This is a genomic window from Heyndrickxia sporothermodurans (assembly GCF_003055045.1).
Taxonomy (GTDB): domain Bacteria; phylum Bacillota; class Bacilli; order Bacillales; family Bacillaceae_C; genus Heyndrickxia; species Heyndrickxia sporothermodurans.
Genome location: NZ_NAZB01000031.1, coordinates 1 through 24671 on the forward strand (window position 1 = coordinate 1; position 24671 = coordinate 24671).

Genomic DNA, 24671 nt, shown 5'->3' on the forward strand with positions numbered 1-24671 from the left:
CTTTTATTTTGCCATACACATGAGCAGATAATACCGTTAAAAGAAAAGAAAATTTTAATTCCAGGGAGTTATAATTCAGAACTGATTCATATATCATCTAATAAAGTTGATATTGAAGAATCTAGGTATCCCTCTCCATTATCAATTATTCCATATAATGATGGGGAGATAACACTTTACAATTATGACGAAAAAGGAGATATTAATTTTTATACTTATCAATTTGTTAGAGAAAACAAAAAAATCTGGACAAAAAGATTTGAAGGTGTGCCTTTTTTAATACGTAAATATGATGATAATTTATTTGTATATATAAAAGATATGAAAACGAATGATGAATCTTCAAGTTATTCTTTAATGATCATTGACTTAAAAAGAGGAACTGTTGATAAAAAAATTAATATTCATGGGGCTTATATAGCAACCGAAATACTTAAAAAGAAAAATTATATATATATATCTTTAGTTGATACAAATAATAGTAATAGTTTTGTTATTAGATATACAAATGGTACATGGAAAGAAAAAAGAATAAAAATAAAAGAAACTGGGATAGTAAAAATGTTTATGGATAATGAGTATTTTTACACTTTACATTACAAAGAAAATAATACATTATTAGTTAAACACTCAAAAAATTTAGATAGAGACATCAAAATTGTTAAAATCAAAAAAGGAATATCGAATCCCATTTTAGATACAGAGAAAAATATTTTATTTTATACATATGTTAAAAATGACAAACAAACCTATTTAGCTTCTTACAATATAAATCAGAATAAAGAAAAAAATTCTGTAAAAGTTTCTGGTAGCATTCAGGACATTGTGTTAATAAAAGATATCCAGCAATAAAAAAGAAATAATAAACTCTTTTATATAACGGAGGGATAACTTGGATATTCAAAAAATTGTAGATTTATATTACATTTTATTAGGTGTGATTGCTGTAGGTTCTCTTATTATTGGATACTTAGTTATAAAAATATTTAAGAGTCATAAATTAGGGTTTTGTCTTATTTTAATTTCTAGTATATTAAGTTTATATTTTTTAATAAAATGGTTTGCTGGTGCTTCATCTGAAGTCTTCATTGGAACTATACCTTGGATTTTTAATATGGGTTTTGCTATTTTAATTTATCCTATTTACCTTTTTTTGGCTTGGATACTGACAAAAAAAATAAAAATAACTTAGTGGATAACTAAAAGACCCCTTTCTACAAAGTGAAAGGGTTCTTTTAGTTGGATATAAATTGTCTTTTTCAACTCCTCTAAAAGTTCTTTTGCCCCTTCCGGACATAAAATAATTTTTCCTGCAAATATTTTATTTTCATTTTTTTACTTCTCTAGTAATTACCATTCATTAAAAGGCAAATATTTGTTTAATATCATCATGTCTCCATCTATAAAAATTTCTACGGGATCTTTCTCTTCGATTTCTAAACTTCGTCTTAATTTACTATTAATGTTTTAGTTTACTTACAACATTCTCTTGCATTGTTACAGTATTACCATTGGCTTGAATGTTCTTTATAAAATCCAAAAAAATAATATAGATTAAATGTTCTACAGTAATACTTAATTCTCCTAAATATGGAGATAAATCATATAAAAGAACCTCCCCTCGTAAAATAAGCTTTTCTTTTACTCGCATATAGATATAAGCATATTTTTCATTATCATCTTCCTCCCCTTCTACCTCGACTTCTTGAAATTGGAATAGAGTGTTATTTACCTGCTTAAACACTATTTTCTTAAAATCCTTTTCTGGAAAAAATGATTTCATTCCATGTACTAAAAAAGCTGCCACTTCTTCATTTCCTACACCTTTTTTAATTTGCTGAAGAAAGTCCATATAAAGCATTAAAACAAAATGAGCTATATCAAATGTGAAAGGAATTTCACTTGTGTAATTATCCTTTATATCTTCAATAAATATCTGACCTCGAAGATAGTGGTAATAAGGCAGCTTCAGAGTTAAATACCTTTTGGATGAAAAAAACTATGAAAAATGCTTTTTTGATTATTACCATTTATTTTATTATGTAAAACATCTAAAGCACTATAGGATTTTTTCAATAGTACCCTCCCCTTCCAACCACTTGATTACTGACATTATGATCAAATTAACAAGTTTCCTATCACAGAATACCTTTTTTGTACGCTTAAAGCATAAGGACTACCTATTTCAAGCTTATAGATGCTTTATAGTATATTTGTATGCATATATTGTTTGGTATCCCTATATGACCAATCCCAGCTTAAAATGTGCTGGTTTCTATGCCCGTAGACAAGCAGTAAAGTATTCAATTTGGTTTGTTGTATAGGATCCTTCCCCTGCTGCATGAGTAATATCCTTTTTGTTTGTTTACATAAAGATTGTAATATCATTTTTTCAATATCTGACACAGGGAACTTTATATTATGGGTTTTATCTGAACGCTGTTTTCGAATAGTTTTTTCGAATATTTTTTTATGCCTTCTGGAAGTTTTATTATATTTTGTTTGCGTTTTCAAATTAGTTAAATACAACGATTATTGAATTTCTTTTCTCATTTTTTTCAACTTGAGTTCCGTTAAGAAAGCTGATTGTAGTGGAAGGGTGCGCTGGACAGCAAAAAGCTCGAAGGATAACCTCCGAGCTTTTCTTATAATGGTATGATTGATAATAATAAAGCTACTAAAATCATGACGACTGTTGACCCACAAGCCCATTTTAGGAATGAACGCTGTAAGTCTCCAAAATCTGCTCCGACCATTCCAACTAATAGGTAGGTTGAAGGAACTAATGGGCTTAATAAATGAACTGGTAATCCTAAAAGTGATGCCCGTCCAATCATTGCAGGATCAATTCCGTAACCGCCAGCCGCTTTCGCTAGTAGAGGTAGTACTCCGTAATAAAATGCATCGTTTGACATGAAAAATGTAAATGGTGCACTAATAATTGCTGTAATCAATGCAAAGTGTGAGCCGAAGGCATCAGGAATATGAGTAATCATCGTGTTTGCCATCGCATCCACCATTTTCGTACCAGATAGAATACCTGTGAAGATTCCAGCTGCAAATACCATTGATACAACGGATAACGCATTATCAGCATAGTGTGCAATTCGTTCTTTTTGATCACTTAATTTCGGATAGTTGATCGTAATCGCAATCGCAAATCCAATCATAAATAATACGGTCGTCGGTAATAATTCTATGATGAGAGCTACTAAAAGTAAGATCGTTAGTAAGTAATTCACAATGATAAGCTTAGGACGTTTTAAGCCAGCATCTTCTGCAGTAACGGCCATTTGAGCCATTGTGCTGTAATCAATAGTTAAAACGCCTATTCGTTTACGTTCTTTTCTTCCAAGGCAGTAAGACATGAATAATACAAATAATATGCCGCCAATCATAGAAGGGATAACAGGTGTAAAGATATCTGACATTTCAAGATGTAAGGCAGTCATTGCTCGTGCAGTCGGTCCACCCCATGGAAGGAGATTCATGACCCCGGAAGCGGATACCGCAATACCGGCTAGTACGAGTGGTCTCATACCGATGCGTTTATATAATGGGAGCATCGCTGAAATCGTAATCATGTATGTTGTTGTTCCATCACCATCAAGGGAAATTATTAGCGCAAGTATAGCTGTACCTACTGCTATTTTTACCGGATCCCCTTTGACCACTTTCAAGATGGTTGAAATGATCGGATCGAATACTCCTGCATCGATCATGATGCCGAAAAAGAGAATCGCAAACAAAATCATAATTCCTGTCGGAGCTACACTTTTTATACCTTCTAGAGCCATGGGACCCATTTTGCTTCCAAATCCGCCAATAAGAGCGAAAATAACGGGAACGACCATAAGGGCAATCATGGCAGAAAGTCGTTTGGTCATAATTAAAACCATAAATATAATAATCATTAAAAATCCTAATATTGCTAACATGATTTTCACCTCTCTTATTTGTATATTGAGTATAGGTGAAATTTTCAGTATTGTAACCGTTTGCATAATAATGTTATTAAAAAGATTTAAATGCATTTTGCTCATTTTGCTCACGAAAGTCCCATCCAGGTAATTTGAAATTTGGATTGCGTGTTAAATAAAAAGAGGAAGATCCAATTGTGCGAAAGCAACTTATGGATCTTCCTCGTATTAAATTGGATAGTATTTTCGTTCGGGTCTTCCCACAATACCGTAAACAACTCCCGCCTTTGCTTCATGTACAGATGAAAGATATTCTAAATATCTGCGAGCTGTCGACCGGGAGGCACCGATTTCATTTCCAACTTCTTCAGCTGAAAGACCATCTCTTTTTTCTTGAAGAACAGCCTTTATTTTTTCTAAAGTGATTTCATCAATCCCTTTTGGTAACTTTCCCCCATTTCCGCTACTTTCTTTTTTTTTATGTCTGAAAAGTTGATCTACATATTGCTGGTTGACGACATGATTGGATGTAAGAAGGGAGTGCCTTTTAATAAAATCTTGAATAACGTCGTCGAATTTCTCCATGCTCACAGGTTTGATTAAATAATTTTCCACCCCGTAGCTTAGGGATTTTTCTAGAAACTCTTTATCCGTTGCCGCAGTGATCATGATAATGCTCACCTTTGGAAATTCCGAACGAATGATAGGAAGTAAATCAGACCCTAGCATGTCAGGCATATATACGTCTAAAAGCAATAGATCAGTTTTTTTTGTTTTGAGTAACTGCAAAGTTTGTTCTCCGTTCAGAGATTTGCCAACTACTTCAATTTCCTCAAATTTTTCTAAAAACTTTTCATGAATATTTGCTATCCGAAAATCATCTTCCGCAATGACTACATTTATTTTAGACAAGCTTACGAACACCTCGCTTATTTCTTAGGGAGATACACCGTAAATACAGTACCGTTCTCAGAATTACTCTGCACTTCGATGATCCCGCCCATTTCATTTACAGCTTCTTCGACATTTGACAAACCAAATCCCCTAGGTTCTGTTCCTTGCTTTGAGGTATATCCTCTGTTAAAAAGAAGTGCTTTTTCTTCTTCACTTATGCCTTTTCCGTTATCCGTTATTTCAAAAATGACATCGCTTCCAATATCTGTTGTAAAAAATTTAACGATCGGGTCCTCTACCCCATACACGGCCTCAAACGCGTTATCAATAAGGTTTCCAAGTATGATAATTAAATTGGAAAGTGTCATATGAGGTGGTAGCATTTCTAAATAACTTTCCGGAACGATTGTAAACTTAAGCTTCTTTTCAGACGCTTTTCCTAATTTCCCTATTAGGATAGCTTGTACTTTTGTATCTCTTATTTGGTTAAAGACAACAGAATTTTGCAGTTGTAAATCCGTTGTTTCACTTTGGATCATGTTAACGGCCTGATCATATTCACCTAATTGGAGCAATCCGGATAACACATATAATTTATTCGTGAATTCATGTGTTTGAGCTCGGAGATCTTCTGAGTATCTTTTTACTTCCGATATCGTGTTGACCATCTGTTCAATTTCTGTTTTGTCACGAAAAGAAGCAACTACTCCTGTAATCTTATCTTGATCGAAGAGTGGCGTGCAGTTCACGATGACGGTTTGATCTTTCCAAATCATTTCCTTATCAATTTGGGGAATTCCCGTTTTCAATACCTCATAAAGATAATTAGATGGAAAGAGTCCATCCACTTTCCTATGCCTGACAGACCCTTGAATATGAAGAAGTTTCTTCGCGGGCTGGTTCATCATCGTAATAAAGCCGTCTTGATCAATGGCTAAAATACCTTCTTTCACCGCATGCAAAACAGCATTCTTTTCTTTATACAGTCCAGCAATTTCATATGGCTCTAAACCCATTGTGTCCTTACGAATATTACGAGCCAGGAGAATGCTTCCGATAATCGAGAGGATAAGCGCGAAAAAAGAAGCAATAAGTAATTTAATGAGATGATTCATTATTTGCTGTTGAATATCCTCGATTAGAAATCCTACAGAAACGAGACCAATAATCTCACCTCGTTTGTTGAATATAGGGGATTTCCCTCTAAGTGACGGCCCGAGAGAACCTTTCGCCTTGGAAATATAATACTCCCCATTGATGAGGGCCCTTTCATTGTCTCCGCCCTTCATTTTTTTCCCAACCTCAGCTTTATTAGGATGTGAATACCGTGTACCATCTTTATTTCCTATGACAATGAACTCAGCCCCGGTTTCTTTTCGAATCTTTTCTGCTAACGGCTGGATCGTTTTAGAAGGATCGGCCGTTTGAAAAGCATTTATTATCGTAGGCATAAATGAGACCGTTTTCGATATTTCAAGTGCCATCCTGCCTTTATTCTCTTGAATTTGCTTGCTCTCCATATAACTGAAAATTCCTGTAAGGAGGAAAATTAGAAGGAATCCCAGCAACAATACAAGCCCAAGTATTTTCATCTGCAAAGATACTTTTATGGACTTCAGGCAGCATCCCTCCTAGTATGAAGTTGAATGAAACTATTGTTTCCACTTCGTCAATAAGTATAAAAGTTTCAAATGTTCATATCAATTAAGAAATCCCTACTTACGTTTATTTATGCTGTAAAAATCGATATTCTCTATGAAGGTAACAAAAGCCTTCACCATACTTAACTTTAATGATTCTTCATGGTAAAACATCCATGTTTTTCGTAAAATGGCTTCATTATTTTTAGTTCGGATTTCCGATTTATAAAGGCCGTCAATATCGTCTAAAATCATACTTGGTAAAATGGCATAGCCCAACCCATTGATCACCATTTCTTTGCATGTTTCCGCTTTATCAACCTCAATGCTTATCAATGGCGGCTTAGAATAATTTTCTCCCCACCAATGATCCACTAATGTTTTTAATAAATGATCTGTCCGATAATCGATTCTTGGTAATTGTGGAAGACGTTCAATGTCGATTTTTTCTTTCGAGACAATACAAATTTTTTCTTCAAATAATAAATGTTTTTTCTCCTTCCACCCATAATCGCCTCTTACAAAGCCTATGTGGATATCTTCATTACTCACTAAATTAGCGATATCTCCGCTGAAACCTGTAGATATTTTGAATTCGATGTTTGGATACTGATCTTTAAAAAGCTTTAATAGTTCGGGAAGTTTATGATAGGCAAAAAAGTTTGTGACACCAATCCTTAAAGTTCCCGTTACATAGTTTTCCATATTACGAACATTCTCTTTAATTTTTCGAATGCTTATGAGAATTTCATATGCACTTTTTGCTAAATATTCTCCCTGTGGTGTAAATTGCACACCACGTCTGCCTCTATTGACAATTTGAACCCCGAATTCTTTCTCAATTTGCTGCAGCCGATTCGTTAATGCAGGTTGGGAAATATATAACTCTTTTGCTGCTTTCGTAATATTCTTCTCATGGTAAAGGGTTTGTAAAATGAGCCAATCTCGATCATCCATAGAAATCTCCTTATCCAGTCATCAACTTTTTTGATGGTTCATCATTAGAAATCAATATTTTATTTATTTCTAAAACTATAATATAGTTATTTACATAGCGAATCAATTATTATTTCACATCAAGAGTACAGTTATCAAAAGAAAGAAGGACATCGGTTGAAAAGGAAATCATTATTTCAAAGCATTTATTTTATGATCATCAGCAGTATCGGTGGACTTGTCCTTTCATTGGCAGGACTTTCGATTGGGTGGATGATAGGAACTTTACTGATTGCAGCCTTTCTTTCATTTAAAAGACCAGCATTTTTAAAGATTCCCCGTGAACAAAAAGGACTCCCGCCATACTGGCTAAGAATCGGTCAATGTATATTAGCAATTGAATTGGGACAAAAAATTAATTTATCTGTCGTTCACACCTTCAAGGATCATTGGTTGGTTATTTTGGTGATGCTTTTTTTATCTATTGTTTTTGCTCTTATATCTGGATTGTTACTATGGAAATTCAGTAATACCGATATGATCACAAGCTTTTTTGGCACTTCCCCCGGAGGGTTAAGTGCTATGCCTAGTATTGCAGAAGAGGTAGGGGCCAATACCATCGTGGTAACGATCATTCAAACGATGCGTGTTTTTCTTGTCGTGCTGACAATACCGCTCTTCGCTTCGACATGGTCGCATCATCCTGCCAACCATGTTATAGCCAATAGTGATGTTGTTTCTTCCGGGGGTGTCTCTGGATTTGAATGGAGTTATCTCTTATGGACTTTGATCCTAGCATTTGGGGTATGGGGTGGCTATTATATTGGTAAACACTTGAAGTTTCCGGCCCCATGGTTAGTCGGCGGAATGCTGGGGGTTGGTTGTTTGCAAACTTTAGGTTCCACCTTTGCCGGTCACGATATGATCGCCTGGTGGCCTCATAGTGCCATTATTTTATCGCAAATTTTTATCGCTTCAAGCATTGGATCACGTTTCTATAAAGAGATGCTCACGGGTATTGGAAAAACAATGTGGGTTTCACTTTTAACGACCATTGGATTGATCGTTTCGATGCTCGTTTGTGCCTATTTTGTATCCATCATCACAGGTATTTCTTTCATTACTTCGATGCTCGCATTTGCCCCTGGTGGGATTGCAGAAATGGCTACGACATCTGCCGTTCTTGATGCAGATTCCACTTTTGTCGTCGTCGTCCAAGTGCTACGTGTACTCGTTGTTTGTATTGTTCTTCCTACAATGTTTAGAGGGTTAAAGCAATGGGAACTTCGAAAAGTAGCGCGGACACAGTCGCGTATATCTGCTTAAATAGACACTTTAAATACACTCGTTCAAAAAGAAGAGCTTCTAAACTCTTCTTTTTTTTATTGTAAAGGAAGTGCTTCATAGAGCTGTTGGGAGAAACATATTAACAATAAAATTGTTTACTAGGTTCGTTTCGCTGACGAGTTCAACTTACTTAGTCCAAACTATAAAAGAGAAAGTTTTTTGAATACAGATTTGGTGGCAACTTTTCGTGTATTTTATGAACAAAATATGACTTATGTTTTTAATGCTTTTTAAATGATTAATCAAACAAAATGCCCAAGTTATTATAAAATTTAGAAAACGTTTACAAGGGGGATTTATATGTTAAAAATGAAAAAAATTTCAACACTTCTTTGTGCAGGAGCTTTAGCCTTAAGTTTAGGTGCCTGCAGTAGCGATGGTGCTTCAGGCGCTGATAAGAAGAAGGAAAGTACAGGCTATCCGAAGAAAGCGATTTCGGTTGTGGCTCCTTCCGGTGCAGGTGGTGGATGGGACTTAACTGCACGTTCATTCACAAAAGTATTAAGCTCGTCGAAGCTCGTCGAAGTTCCGATGACAGTCGAGAATAAGCCTGGTGGCGGGGGAGCTGTCTTCATGGCAGAATACGCAACCCAACAGAAAAGTAATAATGATATGTTATTTGTGAATTCTCCTCCAATCATTATTAATAATTTGAAAAAAGAAGGAAATAGTCCTTATGGTTATAAAAATACAACGCCATTAGCACAATTGACGAAAGATTATGGAGCGATTGTTGTAAAAGCGGATTCAAAATTTAAAGATTTGAAATCCGTTCTAGAAGAAGTGAAGAAAAATCCTAGCAAACTTACATTCGCCGGTGGCTCAGCACCAGGATCAATGGATCACTTAGTTTCCATTCTTCCAGCTTTCAAATACGGTGTCGATCCGACGAAGGTCAAATATGTTTCTTATGATGGGGGCGGGGAAGCAATCACTGCTCTGCTCGGTGGAAATGCTGATGTTATCGGGACAGATGCCTCAAGTGTGCAGGAATTTTTAAAGGCGGGTAAAGTTCGAGTATTAGCTATTACTGCTTCTGAACGATTAGAAGGAGAATTCAAAGATATTCCAACAGCAAAAGAACAAGGTGTTGACGCAGAATTTACGATTTGGCGCGGTGTGTTTGGTCCAGAGAAAATGTCCGACGAAGCGAAATCATACTGGGAGAAAACAATCGGCAAGCTAGTTGAAACGCCTGAATGGAAAAAAGAAGTCGAAACGCAAGGCTGGGAAATGGAATATAAAAATAGCGAAGAATTCAAGAAATTTTTAGGCGAACAAGAAACACAAGTTCAACAACTATTAGAAGCATTAGGTATGCAAAAGTAATAAGTGAGGTTGACTTTTCATCGTGATCAGTTCCAAACAGGATTCGGAACAATTGGAATTGGTCACGTTTGAATAGCTTTAGTTTAATTCTTATAGGAGGGGGATTGTAAATGAGCATTAAATTTGATCGTATTGCCGCTGTTGTCTTTCTAGCTGTAGGTGTCTTATTTATGATTGGAAGTAAGCAACTTGCTAGTTCTTCGTATGGCAGTAAAGTGGGACCCGATATTTTTCCTTTTATTCTTGGTATTCTACTGTCCTTATTAAGTATCCGTTTATTTTATGAAACACTCCGTACACAAAGTCAAGGGAAAAAACAAGAGTTGCAATACAAGCCATTTTTGATTATTTTCGCGGCAACCCTTATTTACATATTAACGTTAGAAACGATTGGATATGTTATTACAACATTCTTATTTCTTTTTATTTGCTTTCAAACGATGGAACGAAAGAAATGGATCACCTCTTTGATCATATCGGCTGGATTTTCCGGTTTAATCTATTATCTTTTCGTAGGTCTATTAAAAGGAACACTTCCCGGTTGGCCGATTTGGTTTTCATAGGAAAGGAGGAGTTGCATAATGAGTACATTTGATTATTTATTACATGGTTTTGAAACGGCATTGACTTGGTATAATATTTTATTTGCGTTTGTAGGTGTATTAATTGGCACGGCCGTAGGAGTGCTGCCGGGAATTGGTCCTATGAGCGGTGTGGCCCTTTTGATCCCGGTAACAGCATCGATCACTGGCGGGCTTCCTCCAGAGACTGCCGCAACAAGTGCGATCATCCTCCTTGCGGGTGTGTATTATGGTGCGATGTATGGAGGTTCAACGACATCGATCCTAATAAATACCCCTGGTGAATCTTCTTCGGTAGTGACAACATTGGATGGCTATCAAATGGCAAAGAAGGGAAGGGCGGGAAGCGCTCTATCTATAGCTGCGATTGGTTCATTTGTAGGTGGCGTTGTCACAATCATTGCCTTGATTGCCTTAGCCCAACCATTATCCAATATAGCGCTTAAATTTGGACCTGCTGAATATTTTTCGCTTATGCTGTTAGGACTTGCTGCTGTAAGTGGACTAGCGGGAAAATCAGTAACTAAAGCGTTAATCATGACGGTTTGCGGATTACTACTTGGAACCATTGGGATAGATAACGTATCCGGGATTGCCCGTTTTACATTTGATATACCTTGGCTTTACCAAGGAATTGAATTCTTGACAATTGCAGTTGGTTTGTTTGCCCTCGGTGAAGTTTTCAAGACCATCTTGGAAAAAGAAGAAGAGGACGAAAGCATTGCGAAAATTAATAATATGCTTCCAACAAAAGAAGAAATGAAGGAATCGGCGGGGCCAATCGCTCGTGGCTCAATATTAGGCTTCTTCGTTGGGATCTTGCCAGGTGCAGGTGCGACATTAGCTTCCTTTTTTTCTTATCTATTGGAAAAAAGAATTTCAAAAAATCCTGAGAAATTCGGGACCGGAACGATTGCTGGTGTAGCGGCTCCTGAAACCGCCAATAATGCAGCTTCCGGTGGTGCGATGATTCCTTTATTAACATTAGGAATACCAGGATCGGGCACTACGGCCATATTAATGGGAGCATTAATGATGTATAATGTCCAACCGGGCCCATTATTGTTTGATGATCATCCACAAGTAGCGTGGGGATTGATTGCAAGTATGTTTATAGGAAACTTTATGCTGCTCATTCTAAATCTACCACTTGTTAAAGTATTTGCTAAAATTATTCAAACACCTAAACAGTTTTTAATCCCGATGATTATTGCTATTTCCATTTTTGGGGTTTATGCCGTACAGGTTTCAACCAATGATTTACTATTATTACTAGGGTGTGGGGTTTTTGGCTATTTCCTTAACAAGAATGATTATCCTATCGCTCCCCTAGTATTAGGGCTTATATTAGGACCGATGATTGAGAACAATTTGCGAAGAGCCTTAACTATTTCAAATGGTGATTATGGGGTATTCTTCACTCGCCCAATCTCCCTTGCGTTTTTAATTGTGACAGTCCTTTGGTTAACCATCCCAGTATTGTTAAAAGCAAGAGGCAAGAAAGTGGTTATTAATGTAGAAGGGTAAGAATCAATAAGTGTAATAGATGAAAAACTCCTTTTTTGAGGAGTTTTTTTTGTAAAAATAGTATAATTATTAAGAATTTTATAAAATGTAACAATTCAAACAAAGTTCATTTCGATTTGTTAAGTTACATTGCTTTTACAGCAGAGGTGATTGGATGCGATTACATACGAAATTAATGCTTGGATTAAGTTTTCTCATTATGTTAATGGGGGGAATTTTTGAATTTACTTATAAAAATATAATGGAGTCCAATTTAAAGCATGAAAAGGGAAAAAATGCTTTAGCTGTAGCACAATCCATTTCTAATATGCCAAATATTCAAGAAGCCTTTTATACGAAAGATCCGGCTAGTATTATCCAACCTATTGCGGAGAGGATTCGAAAACAGGTGGGCGCAGAATTCATCGTAATTGGCAATCGAAATGAAATTCGTTATTCCCACCCTAATCCCAGCCGAATTGGACAAAAGATGGTGGGCGGTGACAATGAAGCGGCTTTTAAAGGAAAATCAGCCATATCAGAATCAACCGGAACACTAGGTCCGTCCTTGAGGGGGAAGGCGCCTATCTTCTATCGAGGAAAAGTGATTGGCGTCGTTTCTGTCGGTTATCTTCAAACCGATATTGCTGAGGAAGTTTCTAAAGTTCAAAAAAGGATTTTCATGACGACAATAGGGATTTTGCTAGGCGGTTTACTGATTTCTCTCCTAATATCTTTACATATCAAAAAGGCGATCTTTGGACTTGAGCCGGAGGAAATTGCTTGGATGTATCAGGAGAAGCATGCTATTTTGGAATCCATTCATGAAGGGATTATTGCCGTAGATACGAAAGGTCTAATAACGGTTGTAAATGAAACGGCTCACAAAATTCTTCACGTACCGAATGATATTCTTCTTAGAGGGAAACGGATTGATGACGTTCTCGAAAATACACGGCTACTAGATGTCGTAAAGACCGGACAAGCTGAATATGATCGAGAATTTATGATTCTAGGAGAAGTCTATTTAGCTAATCGAATTCCAATTTTTGATAAACGAGGAGTAGTGATTGGGGCAGTGGCCAGCCTTAGGAACAAAAATGATCTGTCTTACCTGCTTCAGGAACTTTCACATGTAAAAGCTTATGCGGAAGGGTTACGGGCCCAGACGCATGAATATTCGAACAGACTTTATACGTTACTTGGTCTCATTCAACTAGGATCATACAAGGAAGCAATTGATTTTATTTCCAAAGAGGTGGATGTCGCACAAGGAATTATTCACTTTCTCATGAAAGAGATTCCTGACCCAATATTAGCTGGTTTCATTCTTGGCAAAGTCAGTTTGGCGAGTGAGCTGAAAATAGATTTCTCAATTGATCGCGATAGTAGCTTCATCGATGTCCCCGCGGAAATAAGTCGGGATTCATTGGTAACGATTATTGGCAACCTGATCAATAATGCATTTGATGCGGTTAGGGAAAATGGAAAAGAAGAGAAAAAAGTAGCGCTCTTTTTAACCGATCTCGGAAAAGAGCTAATTATAGAGGTTGAAGATAATGGAAATGGAATCGCGAAGGACGAAGCGAAAAGAATTTTCCAGGAAGGATATACGACAAAGAATAAGAATACGAATGCGGGGATTGGCTTGTGTCTCGTTCAAAAAGAGATCCATGCTCTTGGGGGAACGATAACCTTTTCAACGAATGAAGGAGAGGGCACGGTATTCACGGTAGCTATACCAAAAAATGGGGGGATTTAGTTTGATTGGCAATAGAACGATCGAGGTACTTATTATTGAGGATGACTTAAGGGTCGCTGAAATACAAAAGCGATTCATTGAACAAATAGAGGGATTCCAAACAGTGGGGATTGCCGCGAGTTATTTAGAAGCGAAAAGCTATATTGATATTTTGCAACCTGACCTTCTGTTATTAGATGTTCACTTCCCGGATATGGATGGTCTCGCATTATTGAAAGAAGCCAAACAACAGCGTAAACAGATGGGCGTGATTATGATTACGGCAGCGAAGGAAATTGATAAAGTGCAAGAAGCTATTAGCATAGGTGTCTTTGATTATATTATTAAGCCTGTTGTATTTGAAAGATTTAAACAGGCATTAATTCAATATCGAGATTTTCAATGCAAGCTAGAGACATTAGGTATGGATTATCCACATATTACACAGGAACAGATCGATCAGCTTTTGCAAAAGGAAAAAAATCGTCTTCCGAAGGATAAATCTCAGCTGCCGAAAGGAATTGATCCACTAACCTTAATAAAGGTGTTAGAAGTTCTCAAAACAGCTTCGGTTGGAGTAACGGCAGAGTTTGTTGCCCAAGAAATGGGTGTGAGCAGAACAACAGCTAGGCGCTATCTGGAACATCTTGTGTCGGGGGAAAAAATTGAAGCTGATTTAGCATATGGGACGGTAGGGAGACCAGAAAGAGTGTACTTGGTTAAAAAATAATCGTCCATGGACAATGTGATTATATTTCAGCATACAGGTCAATACTAGATGTTCCTATTAAATTCTACTATGTAAATAGGCCTGTATATAGGCAATCCAAAAGAACCATTTTAGAGGATAAATCTAAAAATAGAGGTAAAAATTTTATCGCTTTCATACTATTTTAATAGCTAGAAAAAGAGATAATAAAGGGGGAAACTGGATGGGGAAAAGATTTATAAAACAATGGTTACTTGTCTTAGCAGTATTTATGGTAGCAATTATTCCTTATGTAAATAAGGAAACAACAACCTATGTAAATGCATCGGACGAGTATGCTGAATTAGGTCACCAAATAAACGTAATTTTAAATGATAAGAAATTAGATGGTTCAGTAACCGGTGTAAGTCTTCGCTCAGCAGATAGCGGGGAAATTTTATATGAGCATTTCGGAGATGTACGATTGCGACCCGCTTCCAACATGAAGTTATTAACAGCCGCTGCAGCTTTAGAAACACTTGGGGGAAATTATCGATTTACAACAGAGGTATTGACGGATGGGAATGTTAAAGGCAAGGTCCTTCAAGGGAATCTCTACTTAAAAGGAAAAGGAGATCCGACACTTCTGAAAGAAGATTTAGACCGATTAGCCGATCAGTTGAAAAAGCAAGGAATTGGAAAAATTCATGGAGATTTAATCGGTGACGACACATGGTATGATAATGTCCGCTTATCACAAGATTTGACATGGACAGACGAAACGGAATATTATGGATCGCAGGTTTCCGCACTTACTGTATCACCAAATACAGACTATGATACTGGTACTGTTATAGTAGAAGTCACCCCTTCTTCAAAAGTTGGAAAACCTGCTAAATGGACTGCGACACCGGAAACCGACTATGTAAAAATTATTAACAAAGCGGTAACTGTTGAAAAGGATGGCAAGAAAAATATTACGATTCAACGGGAACATGGAAAAAATACAATTGTAATTGATGGAACAATTCCTGTTGGTGCAAGTGCAGCTAAGGAATGGATGGCTGTTTGGGAACCTTCAGAATATGCATTGTCACTGTTTAAACACTCTTTAAAAGAAAAGGGAATTCAATTCATCGGGAAAAATGATATGAAGCTTGGCAAAACACCTAAAAATGGTCAACTACTAGCCGAAAAAAAATCAATGCCATTAAAGGATGTACTCATTCCTTTCATGAAACTAAGCAATAATGGACATGCAGAAATGTTAGCAAAGGAAATGGGTCAGGTTATTTATGGGGAAGGAAGCTGGGATAAAGGATTGAAAGTGATTAGAGATACCGCTGCCTCACTGGGTGTGAATACACAAACATTGATGCTTAGGGATGCATCAGGGATGTCACATGTTGCGATGATTCCAGCAAATGAAATATCCCAACTTTTATTTGCGATACAATCAAAAAGCTGGTATCCATCTTACCTAGCTTCCTTGCCTGTTGCTGGAGATGATGACCGATTTGTCGGTGGCACGTTAAGAAATCGGATGAAAGAACCTCCGACAAAAGGAAATGTCATTGCAAAAACCGGTTCCTTGACCACTGTGAGCACATTATCCGGATATGTAACAATGAAAAGTGGCGAACGAATCATCTTTTCTATTTTAAATAATAATTATGTATCTTCCGGCATTACAGAAATTCAAGATAAAATTGCAAAAGCAATTGCCAGTTATGATACAAAAAAATAATAGAATAGGAAAAAGAGCTCATTCATATCGAGCTCTTTTTTCTGTTACCCGGATATATTATGTTTCTTTTTATTTTGAATGAAATGTTTAAGAAAGGCTACCATGAGTAGCATTATCGGAATGATGACCTGGAATGGTATATGTAAATAGATAGGTACAATAACTAATCCTTCTTTCATATGTTCAGCAAAACTGCTAGCGATCGACATTGACAAAATTAGGATGATGAGCCCGATTGGAAAGACGAGCTTTTTATGATTTTTCAACTTAAATAAGTCTGCCGTTCCAATCAGACCGACATAGAAGAAGACACTTATTTTGAAAAATCCCCAGATAATGACAGCAAGCATGAAAAAAACATCAAGACGCTCTAAGAAGCTTGCTACTTCAATTCGTTGAATGGTTGTTAAAAGTGGGAAAGGGGAACGAGAAACGAGATTTATCCCATTAACTGCTATATTAACCGCCATTGTTAGGGCTAGATTTATCCCACTTAAAATGATTGCTGAAAAACCAACAATCTTTGCTTTAGATGGTGTATTTAAATAGGGAAGAATCATAGTAAAGGCAATCATTTCACCAAATGGGACGTAAACGGTTTGTTTAAATGCAACGTCAAGTATTCTTACTATCCCCTCTTCAAGGATGGGTTTCAACTGGTTAAGATCGATTAAGCCGGAAATGATGACAAGTAAAAAACCGGTAATGGCTAAAAAATAGAGAAAAGCAAAAAGTAATTCCCCTGTTCTCGCTAGCACTTCAATCCCTTTATGGACAGCGTACATAATCGCTAAAATCATGATCGTATTTATTATAAAAAGTGGTGAATTCGGATAGGCAAAGGTTAATAATAATTCACCAAAATCTCGAAGTACCCTTGACGAAAGATAGAGGAAATATAATATATAAAGAAAAGCAACGAGCTTACCAAAAAAGGAACCAATGATTTCTTGGGCATAGGATGTAAGTGGTTTGCCTGGGTAAAATTGATATAGTCGATAGTAGATGTAATACAAAAATAATCCCCCAAGCATACCGATTAGAATTGAAAGCCATGCATCCTGCTTCGCATCTGTTCCTAAGGAAATAACAAGTGTACTTCCATGTTCAAATAAAACGTATAAAACAAATAATTGTATCGGTGTTATTTTTACTTTTTCCATGAAAATCACCCATTCCCATTATGCTACTTTAAATCCGAAAAATATGGATTATTCCTTAATCCGGTTCTTCTAATAAATACGTCGACTTTTACATTAACAGTAAGCTCTGGAAAGACGATTTCATTCCAATCTTGATCGACCTTTTTCCACAAATCCGGTGATTTACGATAAAATATCTCCCCAAATCCAAAAATATCAGTTTTCTCTTTTTGAATAATTTTTACGGCATGTAACATTTCTTTTTTTATTTTTTTTGCTATATTTTTTTCCAATTGCTGCAGTATTTTTGGATCTGTTAAGTCTATAGGCACTGTAGCTTCTCTAATATCGCCTTCTGCTTTAATATGAATTGTATAAATCGGTTTATTGTTTTTTATTTTTAGATGAATTTCCGACTTTCTTGAATTGACAGCAAAGGATATGGGAAGTTTTTGCTCATCCCAATTTATCCCAATTACTGTTTGGTCTAACTTGTTTAATATCCAAACAATGCTACGAGCTGTCTGACCATAGATGACTTTTTCTAATTTTCCTTCTTTGAAAATTGCCAACCCTCCAGCTGATAGCCGTGCTGCTGCTTCGGTTGTTTCCGTATTGGATTGGCCTTTCCCTTGTTCGAGATCCCCTTTTATGATAAATGTGCTCATGATCGGTTCCTTTCCGGGGTTAGTTAACCGTTTGATGACATCACCTACACTTACATCGATACTTTCACCTAGCGCCTTTTCAGTAAATTTCAATGCTTTAGTAATTTTATTTGCCGGAAGTTTGTCGATTGGAGTTAGAATTTTCAGCATATCGATTGCTCTACTATTTTCGGCAACTACGATTGAAGCAGTTGTTCGAAATTGAGGATTTCTCTCGACAATGTCGAATATTTTTGTAATGTCTCCTCGAGCCAATTCTTCCCCGATGATGACTAAATTAGCATGCGCATAATAGACCTTACGTGATATTTCTTTTGATGCAATCCTTGCCGCCTCTTCTAAATTATTTCCGGTGGTACTGTATACTGTAACAGGTATACCGCTGCTTCCACCTCCTTGTTCACTGGCAACGTTACCAGGATTAATAATTTGAAAGGTAAGCAGATATTCTCCATTATCTGTTTTGTCTACACCAACTGCGTTCACTATTGCTAAATCTGTAAGCTCACTTTTATCCCAACAACCAGTAAGAAATGTAATGGAAGTAATAAGTATGGTGAGGAGTAGACAATTTCTTTTCATTTTCCTTCACCGTTTTTATCAGAATGTTGCTTTGGTGGCTGTGGTTTTTGATTTTTACCGGAACGAATAATATTCTTTTGGCTAATCAATCTAGGTCTTTCTTTAAACGCCCATATTGGCATTCGGGTGATTGTATCATCCACATTGTTTTTTATAAACGGTGCTAATGGAGACATGTACGGAACGCCAAAGGAACGTAAACTGCATAAATGAATAAGCATGACTAACCCTCCTATAATTAATCCATAGAAGCCAAATGTTGCAGCAAGTATCATGAATAAAAATCGAATTAAGCGAGCGGCAATCGCCATAGAAAAGGATGGCGTTGAAAAGCTAGCAATAGCGGTAATGGAGACGATAATCACCATTGCGGGTGAAACAATTCCAGCTTGCACCGCAGCTTCACCGATGACTAGGGCACCTACAATCGAAACCGTTTGTCCAACTGCCTTTGGAAGTCTTACCCCTGCTTCACGTAAGATTTCAAAGATCACTTCCATAATGACTGCCTCTACAAAGGCGGGAAATGGGACCGTTTCCCTTTGGGCAGCGATTGTAATGAGAAGGAGAGTAGGGATCATTTCTTGATGAAAGGTGGTAGCCGCGATATAAATCGATGGTGCGGTAAGAGAGATGAAAAAAGCTAACACCCTTAATAAACGGATACCTGTTGATATATCAAATCGAGTATAATAATCATCGGCTGCTTGAAAAAACTCTGCAAATAAAGCTGGGGCGGTAAGGATAAATGGCGTTCCATCAACTAAAATGGCAATTCTGCCTTCTAAAATATTTGCAGCAACAACATCAGGTCTTTCTGTATGATAGAGTGTCGGAAAAGATGTAAATGTTTGGTCTTCTATAAGCTGTTCAATGTACCCTGATTCCAATATGCTATCGATATCAATCCGCTTTAATCTTTTTCTAACTTCCTTAATGATGTCATCATTAGCAATGCCGTTAATATACATAATCGCAACATCTGTTTGTGTTTCTTTTCCAATTTTTATCGTTTCAAGCCATAGATTTGGATTTTTGATTCTTTTGCGAATTAAGGCGGTATTAGTTCGAAGGGTTTCGGTGAATCCTTCTCGTGGACCTCGTATTGTCGTTTCCGTACTTGGCTCAGAAATTTGTCTCTTTTCCCCACCTATAGTACTCACACTTAATGCCTCATTCGCTTTATCCATCAGGATGATTGTTGCACCCGAGAATAACGATTGGAATAAATCATCCCATCTATAAATGGAGGTAATTCCTCCAATGGCAATTATTTCATTCTTTATAAAGTGAAGGGCATGTTCAGCGGAAACAGGATAGGGAATTTCCTTTTCATGAATTAGACCTTCTAGGATAAAATCATTAATCGTTTTATCGTCAACAAGTCCGTCAGTATAAAGAACCGCAAAACGGATTGATTCACTTAAATGCATTTTGCGAATCACAATATCGGAACTATTACCTGTCGCTTTAATAATCTTTTTTATATTTTCATCTAAATCGGTTCCAATCTCATCTTCAGATATGGAGACGGTAGCTTGCCCGCTAATATCCTTCCCTTTTTTTACATTTTGTTTTTTGTTCTTTTTGAAAATTTTCAACCAATTGGGCATGATGTCTCCTCATTTTCGTAAGGTTATGTATACTTCAAAATTTCCCCAATCTAAAGGTAAATTATGCAAGTATCAATTATTTTCTAAAAATCGGAAAAGATAATAGAAGTTATTGTTATGAAAGGATAAGAACAAATGAAATTACTAAGCATCAGTTTTGGTCTACTAGTAGTATTACTATCTTTTGCCGTAGGAATAGATATGCTCATGGGATACAAACTTCAAAAGGCAATAAACAACGTCATCATCCCTTTCAGCGTCATGGATCCCATCGAAATCATCACACTAAGCTTCTTCATCCTCCTCCTCCTCATCCAATCACTAAACACAAAACGTCAAAAAAAATAAAGTGCCAAAAAATAAAGTGCCTGACACCATTTATACAAAAAATGAAATAAATATTCAAAAAAATGTATAAATGGTGCCTGACACCGATATGGTATTTATTGGAGGATGCCGACTTGGTTTAGGCCGTACTCGGTTGCTTGGGCTTCGGTGCTGTTTTCGCCGTATATGTCAATGGCAGATTGGATAAGTGCTTGCCTGGCATCGCTGAAGTTTGAATCGGGAGTTAGATAAACGGTAAGTGCTCGGTAATAGATTTGTCCAAGTTTGTCTTTTCCAATTTGTTCTCCTGTTAAGTAGGCAGCATGATTAATGATGGAGGAATTGACATGGACCCCGCCGTTATCTAGATTAATTGGAAGATGGTAGAATTCATCCATATGTTTTGGATATACACCACTTCCATTTCCGTAAGGAGTGTAGGCTGCGTTCACCGGAAACTTGTTTGGATTGCTCATACTTCTTAGGGCTGTTCTTCCGGAGGCTTTTGCTTCAGGGGCCATAATATCTTCGCCAATTTCCCAGCTGTCTTCATTCACTAATGCACCAAAAATATCAGAGAATGCTTCATTGAGTGCACCAGATTCATTTCGGTATTTTAATCCAGCTGTGTGGGTAGTTACTCCATGCGTCATTTCATGTGCTGCTACATCAAGACCGGCTGAAAGGGAAATCATGAACTGTCCGTCCCCGTCACCATAAGTCATTTGTCGTCCATTCCAGAAGGCATTATTATAGCCATCTCCGTAGTGAACGGTTGACTTTATTTCCATGCCCTTATCATCCAAAGAATTACGGCCATGTTTGTCTAAATAATAGTGGTAAACTTTTTCGGAATTATAATGGGCATCGACTGCTGCACGATCATAATCATCATTCCAAGAATTGTTTTTCTTTGCAAATAGTTTACCAGGCAGCGGATTAGTTCTTGAATCGAACTCCTTTTCAAAATCGTAGGTAGTAATTCCTCCTAAATGGTCATGATTAATATCATTTAGAAAAAACATCATTCCATTTCCTAATTTCGGATCTTTCTTTTTGGAAATATGAAGTTCGCGTTTTTCTCCTAATACCCCTGTGCCTACACCCTTCATCGGTTTATAATCGTCGCCATCGACGTGCATTAATTCGTTATACATATCTACAACGTCGCCTGTTTTTGCATCGATAAATACATCCCAATTTCCAGGATGTTCCCCAAGAAAATTCACATTTACTTTATAAGTGACATAGTTTTCGCCATTAAAAGGATAAACGACCAACTCTTGAGTAGGTTCATAGTCTAAGTCTTTTGGTGCAGAGACGATCTCCTTCGCTTTTTCAATGGCCTGATCTGCAGTAATTTTTGCTTTTGTATTTAAATCTGTCTCTGCGATATCATTACTATATTGGCCGTTGACAGTTTGTACGGTCCCTTCTTTGTCATAATGGACAATGACTTCAGCACCCTCTACCGGGATTCCATTTTTTGTTTGTTGCAAACGTACATGGGTCATACCAAATTTATCAATCTCCATTTTTTTGACCTTTAAGTGTTTCGCAGGTTCCTTCATTTTTAAGAGATTCTTGTTTTTTTCAACATAATTAATTGCTGCAACATCTTTTTTCTTCTTTACTCCTAGCTTCTTAGCAAAGATAGAATGGTTGGTATCCCTTTTTAAACTTTTCTTGGCATCCATCTTTTGAATCTTTGGATATCCTGAATCATCGGGCTGAATTGCATAAGCAGCACCTCCGGAAAACGATCCTCCTATAATTGCCGCAGACAAAATCATAGGAATAACGAATTTTTTCTTATTCATTCAATCTCCTCCTCTACTAGATTATGTCAAGTTTATAGAAAAAAATAGATATAATAATAGTAACTTTCAGACTATTTTAACCTTAGGCAAAAAATCATGTGAAAGTAAGTAAAACACATATTAATTAGTTTTAAAGAAATCGATTATAAAACTGGTCTATGTCTATTTACATTGTCTTTTTCGCAAGCATTTTGGGCATGATTGTGTATTGAATGCCGCTTTCGAAAATATGTAAAAAGACTTAGGCATCCAGATATGAATATAGGGAATCTTCTAAATAAAAAAGGGCAAAAGTTATATAGACAAATTCATCAGTATTGATAGACTTTAATACAAGTAAGCCCTTACAAAAATTTGAACTTAGGGGAGGAAAACAAATGCCTAAAAAAATTTGGGTGTTCATGCTGACATTCGTGTTTCTGCTTTCATTAATGTTGCCAAATGCACCAACTGCTCAGGCAAAGGGAAAACCGAAGGGGAACCAGGAGAAGATAGCTAAAAAGTGGGTGAAGAAAAAGCTGAAAAGCATGTCTGTCGAAGAAAAAGTCGGACAGCTTTTTATCATTCATGCATATGGAAAAACACCTACCGACCCAGATTATACGGAAACGAATTTAAACTCCAAACGCGGAGGGGCAAATTATAAAGAAATTATCGAGAAATTCCATATCGGTGGAGTCATCTATTTTAATTGGAACGACAATATTGGCACCCCTATTAATCCGAAACAAGTCCAAGCATTATCTAATGGACTACAAAAGATTGCTTTGAAACAAAAATCAAAGATTCCTTTATTCATATCAACCGACCAAGAAGGTGGAATCGTCGCACGTGTCACCGAACCAGCAACTGTATTGCCTGGAAACATGGCGCTAGGTGCAACTAAATCTGTGACTTATGCAAAAAAATCGGCGGAAATTATCGGAACAGAGTTAAAAAGTTTAGGAATAAATATGGATTTCGCTCCTGACTTAGATGTTAATGTGAATCCGGAAAATCCAGTCATTGGCGTACGTTCTTACTCTGAAAACCCCAATTTAGTAGGAACCTTAGGAACTGCACAGATTGAAGGATTACAAAAGCAAAATGTCATTGCAACAGGAAAGCATTTTCCAGGTCATGGAGATACCAATGTCGATTCCCATTATGGGCTACCAATTGTGAATCATGATTTAAAGACGCTTTACGAAGTTGATTTAAACCCATTTAGGACAGCGATTAAATCCGGTGTTGATGCGATCATGACGGCGCATATCGTCGTTCCAGCTTTAGATTCTTCCGGCTTACCGGCGACATTGTCCAAACCGATTATGACCGGGGTTCTTCGAAATCAGCTTAAGTATGATGGATTAATAATTACCGACAGTTTAGATATGTCAGGAGCAAATGTCTTGCCTGCTGATCAAGTGCCAGTAGCAGCGTTCGAAGCAGGGGCAGATATTTTACTTAATCCACCAGATGTTGAACTTGCCTATAAATCTATATTAAAAGCAGTAAAAACAAAGAAAATTAGTAAAAAGCGCCTTGATCAATCAGTAACTCGAATTCTGCTAGCGAAATATAAGCGTGGGATTATCAAACAGCCACTCACAAAGGAAAAAATGCTTAAAAAAATAGGAACACCAGAAAATCTAAAGATGGCAGATGAAATCACTGAAAAAAGCATTACATTAATTAAAAATGATCATCACACTCTACCTCTTAAGCGCAATCAAAAAGTGTTAATTACCGGCCCAACGACGGCAAATTCTGAAAGACTAGGCACACTACTAACCGATAAAGGTTTGGACGCTATCGCCTATGGCACAAATACTTCACCAACTGCAGCGGAAATTCAAACGGCAGTGGATAAAGCAAAAAACACCGATGTCATCGTCGTTGCCACGTATAATGCGAATACAAATACTGCCCAGCAAACAATGGTTAAAGCACTAAAGCAAACAGGTAAACCTGTTGTAATTGCATCGATGAGAAATCCATACGATATTATGTCATTTCCCGAGGTAGATGCGAATATTTTAACCTATGGAAATCGTGATATCTCAACAAGAGCACTGGCAAAGGCGTTAGTAGGAGAAATTTCACCAAGTGGAAAGCTTCCGGTTACAATTCCCGGTCTATATTCATTTGGTACGGGACTACATTATTAATAGGGGGAGATCCAATTGAACAAGAAAATCATTAAAACAT

At 36.8% G+C, this 24671-nt stretch carries 21 protein-coding genes; 11 read left to right on the top strand and 10 right to left on the bottom strand.

The annotated features are described in order from the left end of the window. Both B5V89_RS20115 and B5V89_RS13545 read left to right on the top strand, forming a co-directional pair. On the top strand, positions 1-852 hold an 852-nt coding region (locus B5V89_RS20115), incomplete at its 5' end, for a hypothetical protein (protein WP_181294672.1). A 40-nt stretch (positions 853-892) separates the two neighbouring features. Further along, on the top strand, positions 893-1192 hold the full coding sequence (locus B5V89_RS13545; RefSeq protein ID WP_066235969.1) for a hypothetical protein: 300 nt from the start codon (positions 893-895) through the stop codon (positions 1190-1192). Here B5V89_RS13545 and B5V89_RS20735 read toward each other — a convergent pair. The 6 genes from B5V89_RS20735 to B5V89_RS13570 form a co-directional block, all read right to left on the bottom strand. Beyond that, positions 1189-1320 carry a hypothetical protein gene (locus tag B5V89_RS20735; protein ID WP_181294675.1) on the bottom strand — a complete coding sequence of 44 codons (132 nt, stop codon included), beginning with the start codon at positions 1318-1320 and terminating at the stop codon, positions 1189-1191. The genes B5V89_RS13545 and B5V89_RS20735 overlap by 4 nt on opposite strands. A gap of 139 nt (positions 1321-1459) precedes the next feature. Then, complete coding sequence (locus tag B5V89_RS13550) at positions 1460-1807, bottom strand: hypothetical protein (protein WP_108072441.1); 348 nt, start codon at positions 1805-1807, stop codon at positions 1460-1462. A gap of 838 nt (positions 1808-2645) precedes the next feature. Further along, positions 2646-4043, bottom strand: coding sequence for a CitMHS family transporter (locus B5V89_RS13555; protein ID WP_107957931.1), 1398 nt, complete (start codon positions 4041-4043; stop codon positions 2646-2648). Positions 4044-4148: 105 nt separating this feature from the next. After that, positions 4149-4832, bottom strand: a complete 684-nt coding sequence (locus B5V89_RS13560) for a response regulator (protein WP_108072443.1) — start codon at positions 4830-4832, stop codon at positions 4149-4151. A 17-nt stretch (positions 4833-4849) separates the two neighbouring features. Next, positions 4850-6406 (bottom strand): ATP-binding protein, encoded by a 1557-nt coding sequence (locus B5V89_RS13565; RefSeq protein WP_244913499.1) that lies wholly within the window; start codon positions 6404-6406, stop codon positions 4850-4852. Between the two features lie 123 nt (positions 6407-6529). After that, the gene (locus B5V89_RS13570) at positions 6530-7411 is read right to left on the bottom strand and encodes a LysR family transcriptional regulator (RefSeq protein ID WP_108072446.1); all 882 of its coding nucleotides are present in this window, start codon (positions 7409-7411) and stop codon (positions 6530-6532) included. A gap of 192 nt (positions 7412-7603) precedes the next feature. Here B5V89_RS13570 and B5V89_RS13575 point away from each other — a divergent pair, with 192 nt between their 5' ends. From B5V89_RS13575 to dacB, 7 genes are all read left to right on the top strand, one after another. After that, positions 7604-8716 carry an AbrB family transcriptional regulator gene (locus tag B5V89_RS13575; RefSeq protein WP_108072506.1) on the top strand — a complete coding sequence of 371 codons (1113 nt, stop codon included), beginning with the start codon at positions 7604-7606 and terminating at the stop codon, positions 8714-8716. A gap of 321 nt (positions 8717-9037) precedes the next feature. After that, positions 9038-10066: a Bug family tripartite tricarboxylate transporter substrate binding protein gene (locus B5V89_RS13580; RefSeq protein ID WP_108072448.1), complete on the top strand. Its 1029-nt coding sequence runs from the start codon at positions 9038-9040 to the stop codon at positions 10064-10066. Between the two features lie 110 nt (positions 10067-10176). Beyond that, a complete protein-coding gene (locus B5V89_RS13585; protein WP_108072450.1) occupies positions 10177-10629 on the top strand; it encodes a tripartite tricarboxylate transporter TctB family protein in 453 nt (150 codons plus the stop codon). An 18-nt stretch (positions 10630-10647) separates the two neighbouring features. Next, positions 10648-12174, top strand: coding sequence for a tripartite tricarboxylate transporter permease (locus B5V89_RS13590; RefSeq protein WP_108072452.1), 1527 nt, complete (start codon positions 10648-10650; stop codon positions 12172-12174). 154 nt (positions 12175-12328) lie between these two features. Next, positions 12329-13915, top strand: a complete 1587-nt coding sequence (locus B5V89_RS13595) for an ATP-binding protein (RefSeq protein WP_108072454.1) — start codon at positions 12329-12331, stop codon at positions 13913-13915. A 1-nt stretch (position 13916) separates the two neighbouring features. Then, complete coding sequence (locus B5V89_RS13600; protein WP_235598417.1) at positions 13917-14624, top strand: response regulator; 708 nt, start codon at positions 13917-13919, stop codon at positions 14622-14624. 202 nt (positions 14625-14826) lie between these two features. Then, positions 14827-16329, top strand: a complete 1503-nt coding sequence (gene dacB, locus B5V89_RS13605; protein ID WP_066235948.1) for a D-alanyl-D-alanine carboxypeptidase/D-alanyl-D-alanine endopeptidase — start codon at positions 14827-14829, stop codon at positions 16327-16329. 44 nt (positions 16330-16373) lie between these two features. Here the strand turns inward: dacB and B5V89_RS13610 are convergent, their stop codons facing one another. From B5V89_RS13610 to B5V89_RS13620, 3 genes are read right to left on the bottom strand one after another with little or no spacing between them, the layout of a single operon-like run. Further along, the gene (locus B5V89_RS13610) at positions 16374-17492 is read right to left on the bottom strand and encodes a GerAB/ArcD/ProY family transporter (RefSeq protein ID WP_108072456.1); all 1119 of its coding nucleotides are present in this window, start codon (positions 17490-17492) and stop codon (positions 16374-16376) included. Positions 17493-17515: 23 nt separating this feature from the next. Further along, complete coding sequence (locus tag B5V89_RS13615) at positions 17516-18721, bottom strand: Ger(x)C family spore germination protein (protein ID WP_108072458.1); 1206 nt, start codon at positions 18719-18721, stop codon at positions 17516-17518. Then, positions 18718-20334 (bottom strand): spore germination protein, encoded by a 1617-nt coding sequence (locus tag B5V89_RS13620; protein WP_181294673.1) that lies wholly within the window; start codon positions 20332-20334, stop codon positions 18718-18720. The genes B5V89_RS13615 and B5V89_RS13620 overlap by 4 nt, the downstream gene beginning before the upstream one ends. Positions 20335-20469: 135 nt before the next feature. Here B5V89_RS13620 and B5V89_RS13625 point away from each other — a divergent pair, with 135 nt between their 5' ends. Further along, positions 20470-20682 carry a YczF family membrane protein gene (locus tag B5V89_RS13625; RefSeq protein ID WP_066235936.1) on the top strand — a complete coding sequence of 71 codons (213 nt, stop codon included), beginning with the start codon at positions 20470-20472 and terminating at the stop codon, positions 20680-20682. Between the two features lie 95 nt (positions 20683-20777). Here the strand turns inward: B5V89_RS13625 and B5V89_RS13630 are convergent, their stop codons facing one another. Further along, on the bottom strand, positions 20778-22481 hold the full coding sequence (locus tag B5V89_RS13630; protein WP_108072462.1) for a M4 family metallopeptidase: 1704 nt from the start codon (positions 22479-22481) through the stop codon (positions 20778-20780). A gap of 377 nt (positions 22482-22858) precedes the next feature. Between B5V89_RS13630 and B5V89_RS13635 the strand changes: the two genes are divergently transcribed. Next, positions 22859-24631 (top strand): glycoside hydrolase family 3 protein, encoded by a 1773-nt coding sequence (locus B5V89_RS13635; protein WP_108072464.1) that lies wholly within the window; start codon positions 22859-22861, stop codon positions 24629-24631. Positions 24632-24671: the final 40 nt, after the last annotated feature.

Coding starts and splice junctions, on each gene's coding strand:
- B5V89_RS13555 (WP_107957931.1), bottom strand. CDS start 4,043: ATGAGCAAAATGCATTTAAATCTTTTTAATAACATTATTATGCAAACG.
- B5V89_RS13565 (WP_244913499.1), bottom strand. CDS start 6,406: ATGAAAATACTTGGGCTTGTATTGTTGCTGGGATTCCTTCTAATTTTC.
- B5V89_RS13570 (WP_108072446.1), bottom strand. CDS start 7,411: ATGGATGATCGAGATTGGCTCATTTTACAAACCCTTTACCATGAGAAG.
- B5V89_RS13575 (WP_108072506.1), top strand. CDS start 7,604: ATGATCATCAGCAGTATCGGTGGACTTGTCCTTTCATTGGCAGGACTT.
- B5V89_RS13580 (WP_108072448.1), top strand. CDS start 9,038: ATGTTAAAAATGAAAAAAATTTCAACACTTCTTTGTGCAGGAGCTTTA.
- B5V89_RS13585 (WP_108072450.1), top strand. CDS start 10,177: ATGAGCATTAAATTTGATCGTATTGCCGCTGTTGTCTTTCTAGCTGTA.
- B5V89_RS13590 (WP_108072452.1), top strand. CDS start 10,648: ATGAGTACATTTGATTATTTATTACATGGTTTTGAAACGGCATTGACT.
- B5V89_RS13595 (WP_108072454.1), top strand. CDS start 12,329: ATGCGATTACATACGAAATTAATGCTTGGATTAAGTTTTCTCATTATG.
- dacB (WP_066235948.1), top strand. CDS start 14,827: ATGGGGAAAAGATTTATAAAACAATGGTTACTTGTCTTAGCAGTATTT.
- B5V89_RS13610 (WP_108072456.1), bottom strand. CDS start 17,492: ATGGAAAAAGTAAAAATAACACCGATACAATTATTTGTTTTATACGTT.
- B5V89_RS13615 (WP_108072458.1), bottom strand. CDS start 18,721: ATGAAAAGAAATTGTCTACTCCTCACCATACTTATTACTTCCATTACA.
- B5V89_RS13620 (WP_181294673.1), bottom strand. CDS start 20,334: ATGCCCAATTGGTTGAAAATTTTCAAAAAGAACAAAAAACAAAATGTA.
- B5V89_RS13625 (WP_066235936.1), top strand. CDS start 20,470: ATGAAATTACTAAGCATCAGTTTTGGTCTACTAGTAGTATTACTATCT.
- B5V89_RS13630 (WP_108072462.1), bottom strand. CDS start 22,481: ATGAATAAGAAAAAATTCGTTATTCCTATGATTTTGTCTGCGGCAATT.
- B5V89_RS13635 (WP_108072464.1), top strand. CDS start 22,859: ATGCCTAAAAAAATTTGGGTGTTCATGCTGACATTCGTGTTTCTGCTT.